12 protein-coding genes and 1 pseudogene are annotated in these 15,288 nt (G+C 72.3%); 6 read left to right on the forward strand and 7 right to left on the reverse strand.

Annotation, left to right across the window (positions count from 1 at the left end):
• Window positions 1-16: 16 nt before the first annotated feature.
• The 4 genes from CP967_RS33875 to CP967_RS06240 all read right to left on the reverse strand — a co-directional run bounded on the left by CP967_RS33875 (window position 17) and on the right by CP967_RS06240 (window position 4,020).
• Complete coding sequence (locus CP967_RS33875) at window positions 17-169, reverse strand: hypothetical protein (protein ID WP_167535335.1); 153 nt, start codon at window positions 167-169, stop codon at window positions 17-19.
• A 181-nt stretch (window positions 170-350) separates the two neighbouring features.
• The gene (locus tag CP967_RS06230; RefSeq protein WP_150486989.1) at window positions 351-1,946 is read right to left on the reverse strand and encodes an FAD-dependent oxidoreductase; all 1,596 of its coding nucleotides are present in this window, start codon (window positions 1,944-1,946) and stop codon (window positions 351-353) included.
• Complete coding sequence (locus tag CP967_RS06235; protein ID WP_150486990.1) at window positions 1,943-2,671, reverse strand: methyltransferase domain-containing protein; 729 nt, start codon at window positions 2,669-2,671, stop codon at window positions 1,943-1,945. Before CP967_RS06235 ends, CP967_RS06230 begins: the two co-directional genes overlap by 4 nt.
• A complete protein-coding gene (locus CP967_RS06240) occupies window positions 2,668-4,020 on the reverse strand; it encodes a lycopene cyclase family protein (protein WP_150486991.1) in 1,353 nt (450 codons plus the stop codon). The genes CP967_RS06235 and CP967_RS06240 overlap by 4 nt, the downstream gene beginning before the upstream one ends.
• Window positions 4,021-4,332: 312 nt before the next feature.
• Between CP967_RS06240 and CP967_RS06245 the strand changes: the two genes are divergently transcribed.
• The 5 genes from CP967_RS06245 (at window position 4,333) to CP967_RS06265 (ending at window position 9,591) form a co-directional block, all read left to right on the forward strand.
• On the forward strand, window positions 4,333-4,755 hold the full coding sequence (locus CP967_RS06245) for a PPOX class F420-dependent oxidoreductase (RefSeq protein WP_150486992.1): 423 nt from the start codon (window positions 4,333-4,335) through the stop codon (window positions 4,753-4,755).
• Window positions 4,756-4,985: 230 nt separating this feature from the next.
• Window positions 4,986-6,548: a basic amino acid/polyamine antiporter gene (locus tag CP967_RS06250; protein ID WP_150486993.1), complete on the forward strand. Its 1,563-nt coding sequence runs from the start codon at window positions 4,986-4,988 to the stop codon at window positions 6,546-6,548.
• A 69-nt stretch (window positions 6,549-6,617) separates the two neighbouring features.
• Window positions 6,618-7,889: an arginine deiminase gene (locus CP967_RS06255; RefSeq protein WP_150491730.1), complete on the forward strand. Its 1,272-nt coding sequence runs from the start codon at window positions 6,618-6,620 to the stop codon at window positions 7,887-7,889.
• 67 nt (window positions 7,890-7,956) lie between these two features.
• Window positions 7,957-8,652, forward strand: a complete 696-nt coding sequence (locus CP967_RS34275) for a hypothetical protein (RefSeq protein ID WP_190175404.1) — start codon at window positions 7,957-7,959, stop codon at window positions 8,650-8,652.
• Window positions 8,653-9,081: 429 nt separating this feature from the next.
• A complete protein-coding gene (locus CP967_RS06265) occupies window positions 9,082-9,591 on the forward strand; it encodes a fascin domain-containing protein (protein ID WP_150486994.1) in 510 nt (169 codons plus the stop codon).
• Between the two features lie 589 nt (window positions 9,592-10,180).
• Here the strand turns inward: CP967_RS06265 and CP967_RS06270 are convergent.
• Entirely contained in the window at window positions 10,181-11,536 is a 1,356-nt protein-coding gene (locus tag CP967_RS06270) for a DUF11 domain-containing protein (RefSeq protein ID WP_229888647.1), read from the reverse strand.
• 572 nt (window positions 11,537-12,108) lie between these two features.
• Between CP967_RS06270 and CP967_RS06275 the strand changes: the two genes are divergently transcribed.
• Window positions 12,109-12,741, forward strand: a complete 633-nt coding sequence (locus tag CP967_RS06275) for a hypothetical protein (protein ID WP_150486996.1) — start codon at window positions 12,109-12,111, stop codon at window positions 12,739-12,741.
• Window positions 12,742-12,985: 244 nt separating this feature from the next.
• On the opposite strand, the gene argG is transcribed toward CP967_RS06275, so the two are convergent.
• Window positions 12,986-14,431: an argininosuccinate synthase gene (argG, locus tag CP967_RS06280; RefSeq protein ID WP_150486997.1), complete on the reverse strand. Its 1,446-nt coding sequence runs from the start codon at window positions 14,429-14,431 to the stop codon at window positions 12,986-12,988.
• Window positions 14,432-14,682: 251 nt separating this feature from the next.
• Window positions 14,683-15,201: pseudogene (locus CP967_RS06285) on the reverse strand (DinB family protein); the annotation flags it as partial.
• Between the last annotated feature and the right edge of the window lie 87 nt (window positions 15,202-15,288).

Genomic DNA, 15,288 nt, shown 5'->3' on the forward strand with positions numbered 1-15,288 from the left:
GGGCGGGGACACGGCTTCAGTCGATGACGGAGGTCGTCCCCAGGATCGCCGCGTGCTCCAGCACGTCCTCCAGCGGATCGTCCACCTGCCCGATCTGGAGCAGGCTGACGCGTGGTCCGTTGTCCGAACCGGTGTGCGTCTCGTCCGCCTGTGCCACACCGGCGGGCATGCCCACTGCCGTCAGAACCGCGCAGGTCCCGATGGACCACCGGAGCGGGTTCCGCCTCTGTCGCGCCTTCACTCGATGCCTCGTTCAGATCATCGCCGGATGTTTCCAGCTGCTTGTACGCCTTAACCACCGGTGGGGGACGAGGTCACGCAAGATCATCCTCACGTACACAAGATCATCCTTACGGGAGGGCGGGGCCCGGCCGCCGTGAGCGCGGTCGGTGCTCCCCGGCCAGCCGGGCGAGGGCGCGCAGCGGGCGGGAGCGTCCCGCGCGGGGGACGGTCCAGAGGGTCTGGCCGCGGATCCCCCAGCCGGCGAGGAGGGCGTTGGCGGCCAGGAAGCCGGAGGTCGCCGCGCGCTCCATGAGGGCGACGGGCAGGCCGGTGCGGACCAGGTCGCCCGCCAGGACGAGGTGGGGGTGGGGGGTGCGCACGGTGGGGCGGCGGTGGTGGCCGCCGGCCTGGAACACCGGGCAGTCCGCGCGCCATTCGTGGCGGGCGTCCACGGTCCTGGCGTCGGCGGTCTCGGGGTAGATCCCGTGCAGCTGCCGCAGGACGCGCCGCTGGACGGCCTTCGGCTCGGCGGACGGGTCGACGGCGTACGCGTGCAGTTCGACGACGCTGCCGCCGGTCCGTGCCGCCCAGCGGGACGCCTCGCCCTCCCAGCGGTCGAGGACGCTGATGTTGTCGAGGCCGTCGTATCCGCTGGTCCCGAGGAAGCCGGGGCGGTCGGCGCGTACGGGGCGGTCGAGCCAGAGGCGGGAGACGAGGAACGGGGGCGCGGTGCGCAGGGCGGCGACGTCCTCCCGCCAGGAGGGGGTGCCCAGTTCCCCGGAGGCCGCGACGACGTGGCGCAGGCCGCCGGTGTCCAGGGCGAGGACGACGGCCCGGTACCGGCCGGCCGTCCCGTCGCCGGCTTCCACGGTGAGGGTCCCGTCCGGGTGCGGGCACACCCGGTGGACCGGGGTGCCGGTGCGCAGGTCCGTGCCGTGCTTGCGCAGGTAGGCGGCGAGCGGCTGCCACAGCGCCTGGGGGAAGGGTTCGCGCGGTACGTCGAAGAGGAGGCCCTCGGAGGAGCCGAGGAAGTAGATGTGGAACATCAGCAGCAGTTCGGCGGCCGACAGTTCACCGGGGTCGGCGAAGAAGCTGCGGGAGAACACCTCGAAGGCGAGATGGCGTGCCGCCGGGGGGAAGTTGACGCGGCGCAGGAAGTCCTCGGCGCCGATGTGGTCGAAGTGTTCGTACACCTCGGGGACCCGTACGTCCAGCAGCGGCAGGGCCGCCCGGGGGGCCAGGGCGGTGAGGTCGCGCAGGCCGAAGGTGGGGCTGAGGGCGACGAATCCGAGGGCGCTGAGCGGCGGGGTCCTGGGCACCCTGGCGAAGCTGTCGGTCAGGCCGTCGCGGTGCCGGAGCGGGTAGTCCGGCAGCGGGGTGAGCGCGCGGAGGCCGGGGTCCGCGCGGCGCAGCAGGCCGCGCAGGTTGTAGTACTGCCGGAAGAAGGCGTGGAAGCCCCGGCTCATGGTCGCCGGGGAGCCGTCGGCGAGCCGGACGGGCCATCCGGCGACGCGTCCGCCCAGGGTGTCCTCGCGTTCGTAGAGCGTGACGCGGACGCCGCGTTCGGCCAGGGCGGTCGCCGCGGCGAGGCCGGCGATGCCGCCGCCGATCACGGCGGTGGACGGTGCGCCGCCGGTGAAGCGCTCCCGTCCGGGCCGCGCCGGGAGGATCTCGGCCCGGCGGTCGCGTCCGTGGCGGCGGGGGTCGGGGCGGTGGTGGCTCATGGGGTCTCCGTCGCGGCGGGCCCGGGTCCGCTCCGGGCGAGGAACGTGTGGACGATGCCGGTCTGCCAGCCGGCGACGGGGAGGGTCCGCACCGAGCGGAAGCCGGCCCCGCGGATCCGTTCCGCGAAGACGGGCGCGGTGTCGAAGTCGAGGACGCTGCGCCACAGATGGCGGTAGAGCCCGCGGTCGCCGGCCAGGGTGCCCGCCGGCAGCACCACGCCCCGGCAGACGGCGTGCCAGAGGGCCCGGTGCAGCGGGGAGCCGCTGAGGGTGTACTCGTGGACGAGGAGCCGCCCGCCCGGGACGAGCAGGGCGCGTACCGTTTCGAGGACCGCGCCGGGGCGGGTGACGTTGCGGAAGAGGTAGGCGGCGAAGACCGCGTCGTACGGCCCGTCGGCGGCGGTGAGGTCCTCCGCGGGCCGGTGCGTGAACCGTACGGTCGGCGGCCATCGCTTGGCGCGGGCCCTGGCCAGCATGCCGGCGGAGGCGTCGGCGGCGGTGATCCGGGCGTACGGGGCGGCCCGCAGCAGCGCTCTGGTCGACGCCCCCGTACCGCAGCCGAGGTCCAGGACCCTCAGGCCCCGCCCGCCGTCGGGGAGCCCGAGGCGGCGGGCGGAGCGGAACAGGTCGGTGCGGTAGCCGGGGTTCAGCGCGGTCAGGCGGTCGTAGGAGCGCGACGCGTCGTCGAACGCGCGGGCCAGGTCGTGGTCGTGGAGCAGGGTCATCGCGGACTCGTTTCGGTTCGGCCGGCGGCCCGGTGGGGAAGGAAGGGCAGTTCGGCCGCGGTGCGCAGCATGGGGAGGACGGGGGTGCGCAGGCCGATGCCGAACTCCTCCCAGGGGGTGCTCGCCCCGTCGAGGAAGCGCAGCATCCGCTCCATCGGGACGCGGCGGAAGAGGTCGGTGAAGAAGCGCGGGCCGTCCACCCGCCCGGTGTCGAGCGCGCGCAGCAGCACGGCGTCCATCGCGAGGTGTCTGCGGCGGTGCGGCGGCGGCACGTCCGGGCGGCCGCGGTGCAGCGCGGTGGCGACGGCCCGGCTCTGGCGCCGGACCGCGGCGAACGTGTAGCCGGTCGCCGGGCGGGTGGCGCCCGAGGCCGCGCCGATACGGAAGACGGCCGGTCCGGTCCGGCGGGGGAAGCGCGCGTCGGTCATGGGGATGACTCCCTGCTCGGCCGATTCCACGGTGAGCGGGCCCAGCCCCAGGACCCGGTGCGTGTAGTGCCGCAGGGCCGCTTCGTAGGCGGGCGTGGTCAGCGGGGTGCGGGAGAACTCGGTGTACTCGACCAGCGCCCGGTCCGGGGCGAGCGGCAGGACGTAGCCGAACGCCAGCCCGTGGCGTGGCTGCGGGACCCGGAAGTCCATGAGGTCCGCCACGCCGGGTTCGAAGCGGGGGGCCCCGGTGCGTACGAACCAGCCGCGGAAGTGCTGGAGGAGGAGGGTGCGGTGGGGCGGGACGCGGGGCAGGGGCCGTGAGTCGAAGACGTGGCGGGCGCGCAGGGTGAGCGGTTGTCCGCCCGGTGCGGTGCACCGCACCTCGGCGGCGTACCCCTTCCCGCGCGCCTCGCGTACCTCGTGGGCGGTGGCGCGCAGGACGCGGGCACCGGGTGAGGAGGCGAGCCGGTCGTGGACGAGCCGTTCGAAGGGACCCGACCGCACCATGCGGTAGCGCAGCGGGGCGGGCTCGGCCTCGACGGGCCTGCCGTCCGGGCCCCACACCCGCAGCCGTGTCCAGGAGGCCGTGACGGCGTCCTCGAAGTCGCCGGGCCCGGTGTCCCAGGAGCACCAGGTGCGTTCCGCCGGCCGCAGGGGGCCTTCCGGGGCCTCGACGAGCGTCAGGGTGAGCCGGGTACGCGCGCGGCCGTCCGGGCCGGTGGCGCCGTGCGGACCGGGGGCGCCGTCCGGGCCGGGGGCGGTGGCGAGCCGGTGGGCGAGGCAGAGTCCGGCCGCGCCACCGCCGACGATGACGGCGTCGTCGATCCGGCGGTCACCGGGGTCCGGGCCCGTGCCGGCGGCCGGGTGCGGTGCGTCCGGGCGGCTCCGCCCGGTCTCGGCGCGTACGCCGTCGACGTCCATCTCCCGCCTCCGCGCGGTTCGCTCCGCCGCCCTCCTGGCTGACGGGGAACCAAGCCGATCACGTCCGGGGCGCCCGGTCCGTCCGCCGCGCCGGGGCGGTGCGGCGGAGGGGCGGGACCACACGTCCGCTCCGGTGAAAGCGGTGACGGGCGGGGCGCGGCCGGGCCGCCGGTACGGTGTGGGCTGTTTGTCTGGGGGCGGCGTTCCCGCGGTCCGCCCGGACGGCTTCGCCCCGCCCACCCGCCCACCCGCTGCTGACCCACTGACCCGCTCATCCGCTCACCTGCTCACCGACCGATCCGAGGAGTCCTCATGTCCAAGCCGCCCCTGCCCCCCGAGGCCGTGGAGCTGCTGCTGCGCCCCAATCCCTGTGTCATGGCCACGGTCCGTTCGGACGGGGCGCCGGTCTCCACCCCCACCTGGTACGTGTGGGACGACGGCCGGGTGCTGATCAGCATGGACGAGGGCCGTGTACGGCTGAAGCACGTGCGCAACGATCCGCGCGTCACGCTCACGGTCCTCGACGAGAAGAACTGGTACACCCACGTCACCCTCATCGGGCGGGTCACCGAGATGCGTGAGGACGAGGGCCTCACGGACATCGACCGCCTTTCGGCCCACTACACAGGGAACCGCTACCCGGACCGGGAGCGGCCCCGGGTGAGCGCGTGGATCGAGATCGACCGGTGGCACGGCTGGGGCGCTCTGAAGGACAGCGACCAGGCGTCCACGTGACCGGCCCGGCCGAGCTGACGCACAAAAGCGGTTAAATCACCCGAACACGGGTGAAGGACCGCTAAGGTCCGGTGGGCGCCCGCTCCCGGGCACGGCCGGCGCCCCGGCCGCTGTCCGTACCGGGCGCGCCGTGGCCCGTACCGGGCGTCCCGCGTCCTGGCACGGTCCGCGGCCGCGGGTGCCCGGCCGCCGGCGCCCGCCGTTCCGCGCCGCCCGAGCCGAGGACCGACATGAGCCACGACGACACCGGCACCGAGACCTCCCGCGGCGGCCCTCCCGCGGCGAAGCTGACCCTGCTCACCCTGACGGCGATGGTCGTCGGTTCGATGGTGGGCGCCGGGGTGTTCTCGCTCCCGCGGCGCTTCGCCGACGAGACGGGGGTCGCGGGGGCGTTGATCGCGTGGGCGATCGCCGGTACCGGCATGCTGATGCTGGCCTTCGTCTTCCAGAGTCTCGCCGTACGCCGCCCCGATCTCGACGCGGGTGTCTACGCCTACGCGAAGGCCGGGTTCGGTGAGTACCTGGGGTTCTTCGCGGCGTTCGGCTACTGGGCGAGCGCCTGCGTCGGCAACGTCACCTACTGGGTGCTGATCATGTCGACGATCGGCTCGGTCTGGCCGGCCCTCGGTGACGGTGACACGGTGCTCGCCGCGGTGCTCTCCTCGTTCGGGCTCTGGGGGTTCTTCCTGCTCATCCGGCGCGGTGTGAAGGAGGCCGCCGCCATCAACCGGATCGTGACGGTCGCCAAGATCGTGCCGATCCTGGTCTTCGTCGTGCTCGCGCTGTTCTTCTTCGACGCGGGTGTCTTCGCGGACAACTTCGGCGGTGCCGACTACGCCGGTTCGCTGTTCGACCAGGTGCGCGGCACCATGCTCGCCACGGTCTTCGTGTTCCTGGGCGTGGAGGGGGCGAGTGTGTACTCGCGGCACGCGAAGCGCCGGGAGGACGTGGGGCGGGCGACCGTGCTGGGCTTCCTGAGCGTCTTCGCCGTCTTCGCGTCGGTCACCATCGTCTCCTACGGCATCCTGCCGATGGGCGAGATCGCGGAGCTGCGGCAGCCGTCGATGGCGGGGGTCCTGGAGTCGGCCGTGGGGACCTGGGGCAAGGTCTTCGTCAGTGCCGGGCTGGTCGTCTCGGTACTCGGCGCCTATCTGGCCTGGACCCTGATGGCGGCGGAGGTGCTCTTCGTGGCCGCCAAGGACGACGACATGCCGCGCTTCCTGCGCCGGGCGACCGCGGCCGATGTTCCGGTCCCGGCGCTGCTCATGACGACCGCGCTCAGTCAGGTGGTCCTGGTCGTCACGCTCTTCTCGGACGACGCGTTCAACTTCGCCCTCGACCTGACCAGCGCCCTGACCCTCATCCCGTTCCTGCTCGCGGCGGCGTTCGCGGTCAAGATCATGCGGCGGACCGGCGACCGGACGGTTCCGGACGGCGGCCGGGGAGCGGACGGCGGGCGGGGGACGGGTGCGCGGCCGGAACGTGGCGGCGGGCCGGAGGGCGGTGCGCGGCCGGGGGACGGTGGCGTAGCGGCGCGGGGCGGCCGGGGACGCGATCTCACGGTGGCCGTCGTCGCCACCCTGTACACGGCGTTCCTGCTGTACGCGGCGGGGCTCAAGTTCGTACTCGTCTCCTTCATCGTCTACGCGCCCGCCACCATCCTGTTCGTCATGGCCCGCCGGGAACAGCACAGGAAGCTGTTCTCGCCCGGTGAGGCCGTCCTCTGCGCCGTCTCGGTCGCCGGCGCCGTCGTGGGGGTGGCCGCTCTCGCGGCCGGCTGGATCGAACTCTGACCGCCCGCGGACCGCTCGCGGCCTCCCGGGCCGACCTCCGAACCGGAGAGAAGGAGAACCCTCTTGTCCATCAGCAGCCCCCCGCCGCCTGTCCCCGCTTCCGCTGCGCTCGGCGTCCACTCCGAGGTCGGCCGGCTCCGCAAGGTCCTGGTCTGCTCCCCCGGACTGGCACACCGCCGGCTCACGCCCACCAACGCGAGCGACCTGCTGTTCGACGACGTGATGTGGGTGGACAACGCCCGGCGCGACCACGCCGCCTTCGTCGGTGAACTCCGCGCCCGGGGCGTCGAGGTGGTCGAGCTGCATGATCTGCTGGCGCAGACCATGGCGGTCCCCGGCGCGAAGTCGTGGCTGCTGGACCGGAAGATCGTCGCCAACCAGGTCGGCATCGGGCTGATCGACTCGACCCGCGCCTTCCTGGAGTCGCTGGAGCCCGCCGCGCTCGCCACGTATCTGATCGGCGGTCTGGCGACGGCCGATCTGCCGGAGGAGTACCGGCGTTCCGGGTACCTGGGTCTCGCCCGGGAGTCGGCGGACTCCCGCGAGTACCTCATGCCGCCGCTGCCCAACACCCTCTACACCCGCGACACCACGTGCTGGCTGTACGGCGGGGTGACGCTGAACCCGCTGTACTGGCCCGCCCGCCACGACGAGACGCTGCTGATGAAGGCCCTCTACGAGTTCCACCCCGGTTTCACGGGCTCGCGGGTGTGGTGGGGCGACCCGGAACAGGCGTGGGGCCAGGCGACGTTCGAGGGCGGCGACATCATGCCCGTCGGGCGGGGGGTCGTCCTGATGGGGATGAGCGAACGTACCTCGCGCCAGGCCATCACCCAGGTCGCGGCGGCCCTGTTCGCCGAGGGCGCGGCGGAGCACGTCGTCGTCGCGGGGATGCCGAGGCTGCGCTCCGCGATGCACCTGGACACGGTGTTCACGTTCGCCGACCGGGACGTCGTCACCCTGTACCCGAAGATCATGGACGCCGTGCGCACCTTCTCGCTCCGCCCCTCGGACAAGGCCCCGGGGCTGGAGATCACCGACGAGGGCACCACACCGTTCACCGAGGTGGTCGCCAGGGCGCTGGGGCTGCCGGAGCTGCGGGTCATCGAGACGGGGGGTGACGTCTACGCCTCCGAGCGCCAGCAGTGGGACAGCGGCAACAACGCGGTGGCCGTGGAACCGGGCGTCGTCTTCACCTACGACCGCAACACCCAGACCAACGACCTGCTCCGCGCGGCCGGCATCGAGGTCATCCCGATCGTCGGAGCGGAGCTGGGGCGCGGCCGGGGCGGCGGGCACTGCATGACCTGTCCGCTGGTCCGGGACCCGGTCGGCTTCTGACGCGCCGGCGCCCGGCGGGACGGGCATGCCGGTCACCGCGCGGGCGGCCGTGGGGGACCATGGGGTCATGCCGCTTCCCCGGGACGACCGGACCGCCGACGCCTTGCGGGGCGCCCTGAGGCACGTGTACTGGATCGGTGGCGGGAGCGGCGGCGGCAAGTCGGCCGTCGCCCGGGCCCTGTCGGACCGCCATGGCTGGCGGCTGTACGCGACGGACGACGTGATGGGGGACCACGCACGGCGGCTGTCTCCGGACGAGGCCCCGCGGCTGCACGCGTTCCTGGCGATGAGCATGGACGAGAGGTGGGTGGACCGCTCCCCCGAGGCCATGCTGGAGACCTTCCACTGGTTCCACGGCGAGGGATTCGGCCTGATCGTGGAGGACCTGCTGCGGCTGCCCCGCGAAACGCCGGTGGTGGCGGAGGGCTTCCGGCTGCTGCCCCGCCTCGTGGCGCCCCTCCTCGCGGAACCCCGGCAGGCGGTCTGGCTGCTCCCGGCACCCGGGTTCCGGCGGGCGGCGCTCCTTCACCGGGAGGCGCCGGGCGAGGGGTTCACCGGGCGTACGGGCGATCCGGAGCGGGCGTTCGCCAATCTGCTCGAACGTGATCGCATGTTCACCGAACGGGTGAGCGCGGAGGCCGGTTCGCTGGGACTGCGGACGATCGATCCGGGGACGGGCAGCGCATGGGGACCGGGGGCGGTGGACGGACTGGTGGCGCGGGTGGGCGAGGCGTTCGGCGTCCCGTCCGGGAACGGCTCCTGAAGCCGTCCCGGCACGCCTCCCCCGCACCGGCCCGGTCGCCCTGCCGGCGTGACTCCCGGCCCCCGGGACACGGCCCTGCCGGAACGGAAACAATTCGCGCAACGCTTCCGAAAATCGACTCTGGACACCCCGTGTCCGGCTGAATACATTGAGTTCGGGGCCTGCGGAGCAGGAAAACAGGGGGCGGAAAATCTCACGGCGACCGCGTTGCCGTCTTCTTCGCTGCACGGTGGGTCCCGTTCGCAGGAACACGTTTCACGGAATCGCATAGAATTCGCGGTCCGGCTCCTGAAATTCTTGTCACTTGACGCTCAAAAAGCTCGTCGTGACGCACCCTCACAGCCCGTTGGCCAGATCCAGGAAGGCTGTGCCCGTGGTGCCGGGAACCGAACCGCTCCCACAAAACCCCAGAAGGCGGGAAAGGTCATCATGCCGTTATCGGAAAAGGATCTCGCGAAGGCCGGGAACACCCTGGTCACGATTCATTCCACGTTCTTCCGGAACATCTACCTGCGCATGGACGGCACGGGGGTCACCACCTCCACCGACAACGGGGGCGGAAAGGTCAACTGTCAGTACGGACCCGGGCCCTGGACGTCCTACAAGGTCCACCCGCAGGCCGACGGCTCGTACGGTTTCGAGTCGGCCGCCTTCCCCGGCGTGTTCCTGCGCATGGACGGCACAGGGGTCCCCGCCACCATGGCCGGGGGCGGGACGGTCAACTGCCAGTACGGCATCGGCCCCTGGGAGAAATTCCACGCGCGCGCCCAGGCCGACGGTTCGTTCTCCTTCGAGTCGGCGGCCTTCCCCGGTGTCTACCTGCGCTTGGTGACCGGAAGCGGGGTCACCTCCGAAACCGGACCCGGGGGAACGGTGAACTGCCAGGTCAACGCCAACGGCGGCGAGAACGAGAAATTCTTCCTCGACGCGGTGCATTGATCAGAAAATCACCGGGTTCGCTCGTCGAGGATGCAGCGGACGTGCCGGCCGCCGGAGTATTCGCGCACGGCGTACGGCATCGTCTGCGGTACGAGGAGCGCAGGAGGCAGTGCGGTCTCTGCCGCGATGGTGGCCGCTGAGACCCAGGGTCATTGCGTGAAGTGATCTCGTCAGGTGAGGCCGAGGGCGGTCAGGGGGCGACGGTGGACGCCGACGGCGAGGTTCCGCGGGGAGGCCGTCGTGCGGGGCGGGTGGCCGGTGCGGATCCTGGAGTCGTCCTCGTGGAAGGTCTGGTCACGGACGTGGTGCGGGAGGTTTTCGATGCCCCGGTGCCCTCTGGTCCAGGAGGCGGGTTCAGTGCCGGTTGCGCGGCGCCGGCGTCGCGGCTGGTGATCAGGTGGATCCGTTCGATCGACAGCTGCCCGGTGCTTCGGTCCGTCCTCCAGCGGACGAACTGGAGGGCGGCTCTGGGCGGGCCTGTCACCCACAGGTGATGCGGGTGGGGTCACCGGGGCGGTGCGGGGGTCGGCTGCCCGGCCCGTACAGGGCCGACGCAGGGGTCGGGCCGGGCAGCCGGAGGGGGCGCGCGTCAGCTCGTCGAGGGGTTCACGGTGAGGGTGGCCGTGTTGTTCGTCAGGTCGGGGTCGAAGGTGCGGACGGCGGGTTCGTAGGCGTCGTCGTAAAGGGCGGCGCGGGCGGTGGCGTTCGGGATGACCTCGTCGATGTGGAGGGTGAAGGGGAAGGTGCGGGTGGCGGACTTGCCGGATTCGGTGAGGTAGATGGGGGTGCTGCAGCGGTAGCGGGTCTCGGACCGGGACCAGCAGGCGTCGGGGGCGGTGGCGACCGAGGTGCCGGCGGGTATGTCGATGTCGACGGTCGCGGCGGGTTCGCCCGCGCCGAGGGAGGCGACCCAGGCGGGACCCGCGTTGTGGACGGTGACGGTGGCGGGGACGGTGTCGCCGGCCGCGCCGGAGACGGTGGAGGCGGTCAGCCGGTAGTCGGCCTGGTTGACGGTCTTCACCGTGAAGCTGCGGTAGGGCTGGAGCTCGTCGGAGGGAGCGGCGGCCGAGGTGAGGTTCAGTTCCGGGCCGGCGCCCGGGGTGAAGGCGCGGCCGGCGCGGGCCTCGGCGAGCGCCTGCTCGGAGTAGGGCTGCGCCGAATAGTCGACGCGGTCGAAGAGGGCCATGTCCTTGGTGCGGAACTTCAGCGGGAGGGAGTGGTACGAGCCCGGGGCCGTCCGCTCGTCCAGGACGCAGAGGAACGTACGGCCGGTGACGGCGTTCGTGGACTCGCAGTTGGAGGGGACGGACATGCCGAGGCGGATGCCGCGTGAGGTGAAGACGGTGAGCAGGGTGCGGTCGGCGGTGCGGTTGCCCTGGTTACCGAGGACGACGGAGGAGTCGAAGGGCTGGCCGGGTGCCATGCCGGTGCGGTACTCGGCCTGGGTGAGGCCGAGCGCGGGGCCGTCGTTGACGGTGACGTAGGTCTCGCCCGGGTAGGCGTTCATGCCGCCGGCCTGGGCGGTGTAGCGGACGTAGCCGTCGTTTCCGTCGGTGGCGCCCGGCTTGGCGGTCAGGCCGATCCGCGCGGCGGGGGCGTTGGCGCCGCCGGGGAGTTCGGGGGTGGTGCAGACGGCGGTGGTCTCGTTCTCCGGGCGGCAGTTCGCGGGCCAGGTGACCTCGGCGAACGAGGCGACTGCGGAGGCATCGACGGTGAGCGTGCCGGCCGGGACGGTGGTCGCCGTGTTGTCGTGGCTGATCTGCACGGTCAGCGACTGCGACGGTGCGGGGGAGCCGTCCTCTGACGGGCCCGCGAGGGTGATCTCGTACGGGTCGGACCAGAGCCACAGTGCGTCGGAGGCGGCCGCGGCGGGGGCCGCGGCCGGGCCGGTGACGGCGGCGAGCGCGCCGAGTGCGGCAGCGGAGGCGATGAGCGTCTTCTTCACGGGGGTCAAGACAGCGGAGATCTGCGGATGGTTGTACGAGGGAGGAGGGCCGGTTCGACTGCTTGTCCTGTTCGGGTCCGGCCCAGGGCTGTCGCATGAAGGCGCTTCGCCAGGTCTGCCCGTGACGCGTCGTCATATCAGGGACGGTCCGATTCCGGGGTGGAACGTAGTACAGGCACGGTGCCGGTGATCATGTGAGTGTCCATACCCCATGAACGCCGAGCGAGCCCGTGCCTGTCCCCGCGTCATCGCCCATCGCCGCCCCGCTGGGCCGACTGGCATCGGTATCCGCCCCGGCACCGCTCCTTGATGCCGTTGACCTGCGAAGACGCCGTTGACCTGCGAACGTTTCCGACCGGGATGCCCGATCCCAGGGGCCGTAAAGGCCGGATCCCCCTTCACCGCACCGGTCTGCGCGGTGGCCGCCGACGTTCTCGGTCGGCAGTCGTGAACTTCCGGGTGATTCCGAACGAAAGGCCCTGCCGCCCGGGCGCTGGAACCCTACCGTGAAGGGAGTCCGTCCCGGTTCGGGGCGGAACGGGGTGATCGAAGCGCATGGAGAGAGGGAAGCCATGGGGGTACGTGCACGGCTGCGCGGGAGCGCGGTCACGGTGGGGGTCGCAGTACTGGCGGTCGGGGCCCTTGGGGCCGGGGTGGCTCCGGGGCAGGCGGTGGCTGCCGACCAGTGGCGGCCGCAGCCGGGGACCCTGTACATCTCCGACCTGCCGAAGAACGAGTCGTGGCGCGCCCAACCGACCGTCCGGGGGTGGGGAGACTATTTCGACTGTCCGGTGGGCTGGCCCGCCGAGCCGGCCGAAGTCAATGTATGGAACCGGGAGTTCACCACCGCGGAAACCGCGCTCGCCCAGCAGAAGGTGGCGGCCTTCGACACGGAGGCCGAGGCCATCGCCTTCGCGGACAGGGTCCGGCAGGACTACGTCGACTGCGCGCACGCCCCGCAGCGGCCCGGCGTGACCGCGACCTACCTCGACCACGGGGTGATCAACGTCGAGGAGGGCGCCACCCTTCAGGGGATGAACACCTTCGACTCCAACGCCACCGAGCGCCCCCACTACAACTACCTGTGGGGCGTGGGCCGTGACGGCGACACGGTGACGCTGGTCCTGTGGCAGAGCTACTGGGGCGATCCGCCCGTGATCCCGTGGAAGAACACCCTGAACACCGCGGTGAAGAAGCTGTACTGAGCACCCTCCGCCGGCTCCTCGCCGCGGGTCCCGGCCGGGGCCGCGCGGCGGGCCGCGGTCAGATCGGGCGCGTGGCAGCCGCCGCTCCCGGACACGGCCCGCTGGGCATCAGTGACCGGCAACGGCGGAACCTTCGGGCCCCAGGACACGGGCCCGGCCCGGCACCGTGGTCGGTGCCGGGCCGGGCGGGTGTACGTGCCGTCACGAGGCTGTGGGTGCCGGGCGGGGCCCGGTGTGCGGACGGTCAGTCGGTGCCGGACTCCATGGCGGCGCGGTCCAGCATCGCGTCGTCCTCGGACGCCTCGCCACGGGAGGCGATGGCCTCGGCGCCGCCCTCGGGAAGGGAGCCGATCAGGCCGGTCGCGGCGGCCTGGGCCGCGCCGATGGCCGGGTTGGAGGTGCCGATCAGGCCGATGCCCGCGTACTGCTCCAGCTTGGCGCGGGAGTCGGCGATGTCGAGGTTGCGCATGGTGAGCTGGCCGATACGGTCCACCGGGCCGAAGGCCGAGTCGACGGTGCGCTCCATGGAGAGCTTGTCCGGGTGGTAGCTGAACGCCGGGCCCGTGGTGTCGAGGAGCGAGTAGTCCTCACCGCGCCGCAGCCGCAGCGTCACCTCACCGGTGACGGCCGCGCCGACCCAGCGCTGGAGCGACTCGCGCACCATCAGCGCCTGCGGGTCCAGCCAGCGGCCCTCGTACATGAGGCGGCCCAGGCGCCGGCCCTCGTTGTGGTACTGGGCGAGGGTGTCCTCGTTGTGGATCGCGTTGACCAGACGCTCGTACGCGGCGTGCAGCAGGGCCATGCCCGGGGCCTCGTAGATGCCACGGCTCTTGGCCTCGATGATCCGGTTCTCGATCTGGTCGGACATGCCCATGCCGTGGCGGCCGCCGATGGCGTTGGCCTCCATGACGAGGTCGACCGGGGAGGCGAACTCCTTGCCGTTGACCGTGACCGGGCGGCCCTGCTCGAAGCCGATCGTCACGTCCTCGGTGTCGATCTCGACCGACGGGTCCCAGAACCGCACGCCCATGATCGGCTCGACGGTCTCCACGCCGGTGTTCAGGTGCTCCAGCGTCTTGGCCTCGTGGGTGGCGCCCCAGATGTTGGCGTCGGTGGAGTACGCCTTCTCCGTGCTGTCGCGGTAGGGCAGGTCGTGGGCCAGGAGCCACTCCGACATCTCCTTGCGGCCACCGAGCTCGGTCACGAAGTCCGCGTCCAGCCAGGGCTTGTAGATCCGCAGGTTCGGGTTGGCCAGCAGGCCGTAGCGGTAGAACCGCTCGATGTCGTTGCCCTTGAAGGTCGAGCCGTCGCCCCAGATCTGGACGTCGTCCTCGAGCATCGCCCGGACCAGCAGGGTGCCGGTGACGGCACGGCCGAGCGGCGTGGTGTTGAAGTACGCGCGCCCGCCGGAGCGGATGTGGAACGCCCCGCAGGTCAGTGCGGCCAGGCCCTCCTCGACCAGTGCCGCGCGGCAGTCGACCAGGCGCGCGATCTCGGCACCGTAGGCCTGGGCACGGCCGGGCACCGACTCGATGTCGGGCTCGTCGTACTGGCCGATGTCGGCGGTGTAGGTGCAGGGGACGGCACCCTTGTCGCGCATCCACGCGACCGCGACCGAGGTGTCGAGGCCGCCCGAGAAGGCGATACCGACGCGCTCGCCGGCCGGAAGGGAGGTGAGGACCTTAGACATAGGAAGAGTATGCATGATTACGCATGATCATGCAAAGTCGGGTCGCGGAGGCCGCTGCGGAGCGGCCCGGCCCGGCCCGGGGGAGGCGTCCTCCACGGAGGAAGGGAGGCCGACGAGGGAGCGGGCGGCCGTCGGCCCCGGGCTCGGCCCCGCTGGTCCTACGACGTGGGGGCGACCGGGCTCGGCGTCCCGGCGGCCGTGCTGGGCGGCGTTCCCCTTCCCGGGCTCCGCCGCTCCCCGGGTCGCGGCTTCGAGGCCGCCCTGATCAGCCGCAGCTGCCCGATCTCGGCGACGTTCTTCATCAGCTCGGCGTTCAGCCAGGCGATCATGTGCCCGACGGTGTTGTCCGGCGGGGCCTGCCACGGCAGTGTGGAGGCGGCGTCCAGATCGGCGTCGGTGAGTTCGCCGAGGACCGCCAGCCACTGGGTACGCAGATCCTGCAGCCGGGCGACGGCCGCCGGTCCGTCGCCCGGCCACGTGATGTCGGTACGCTCCCGGGGCGTACGCCCCCGCGCGTGATCGATGGCAGTGCTCCACCACCAGCCGATGTGCCAGCTCACCCAGCCGATGGTGGGAACGGGGACGGGGTCGGGCTCGGTGTCGGCCCAGTCCGGCAGCCAGTTCCCGGCGGCGTCCGGGCGCACCGTCCAGGTCAGGTCGGCGGGCTCCCACAGGAAGTCCTCGGGCGCGAGCCGCTCCAGGTGGTACGTGAACAGCGACCAGGTCATGTCGAACTGCCAGCGCAGTAGCTCACGGCGGGGATTGTCCATCGTCCGATCCTCGCACGCGGCCCTGGAGGGCGGTCGTCACGCCGCCTGGTACGGTGCGTCAGGGCGCAGCGAGCGGCCGGCTCCGCG

The sequence above is a fragment of the Streptomyces nitrosporeus genome, from assembly GCF_008704555.1.
Classification (GTDB): Bacteria; Actinomycetota; Actinomycetes; order Streptomycetales; family Streptomycetaceae; genus Streptomyces; species Streptomyces nitrosporeus.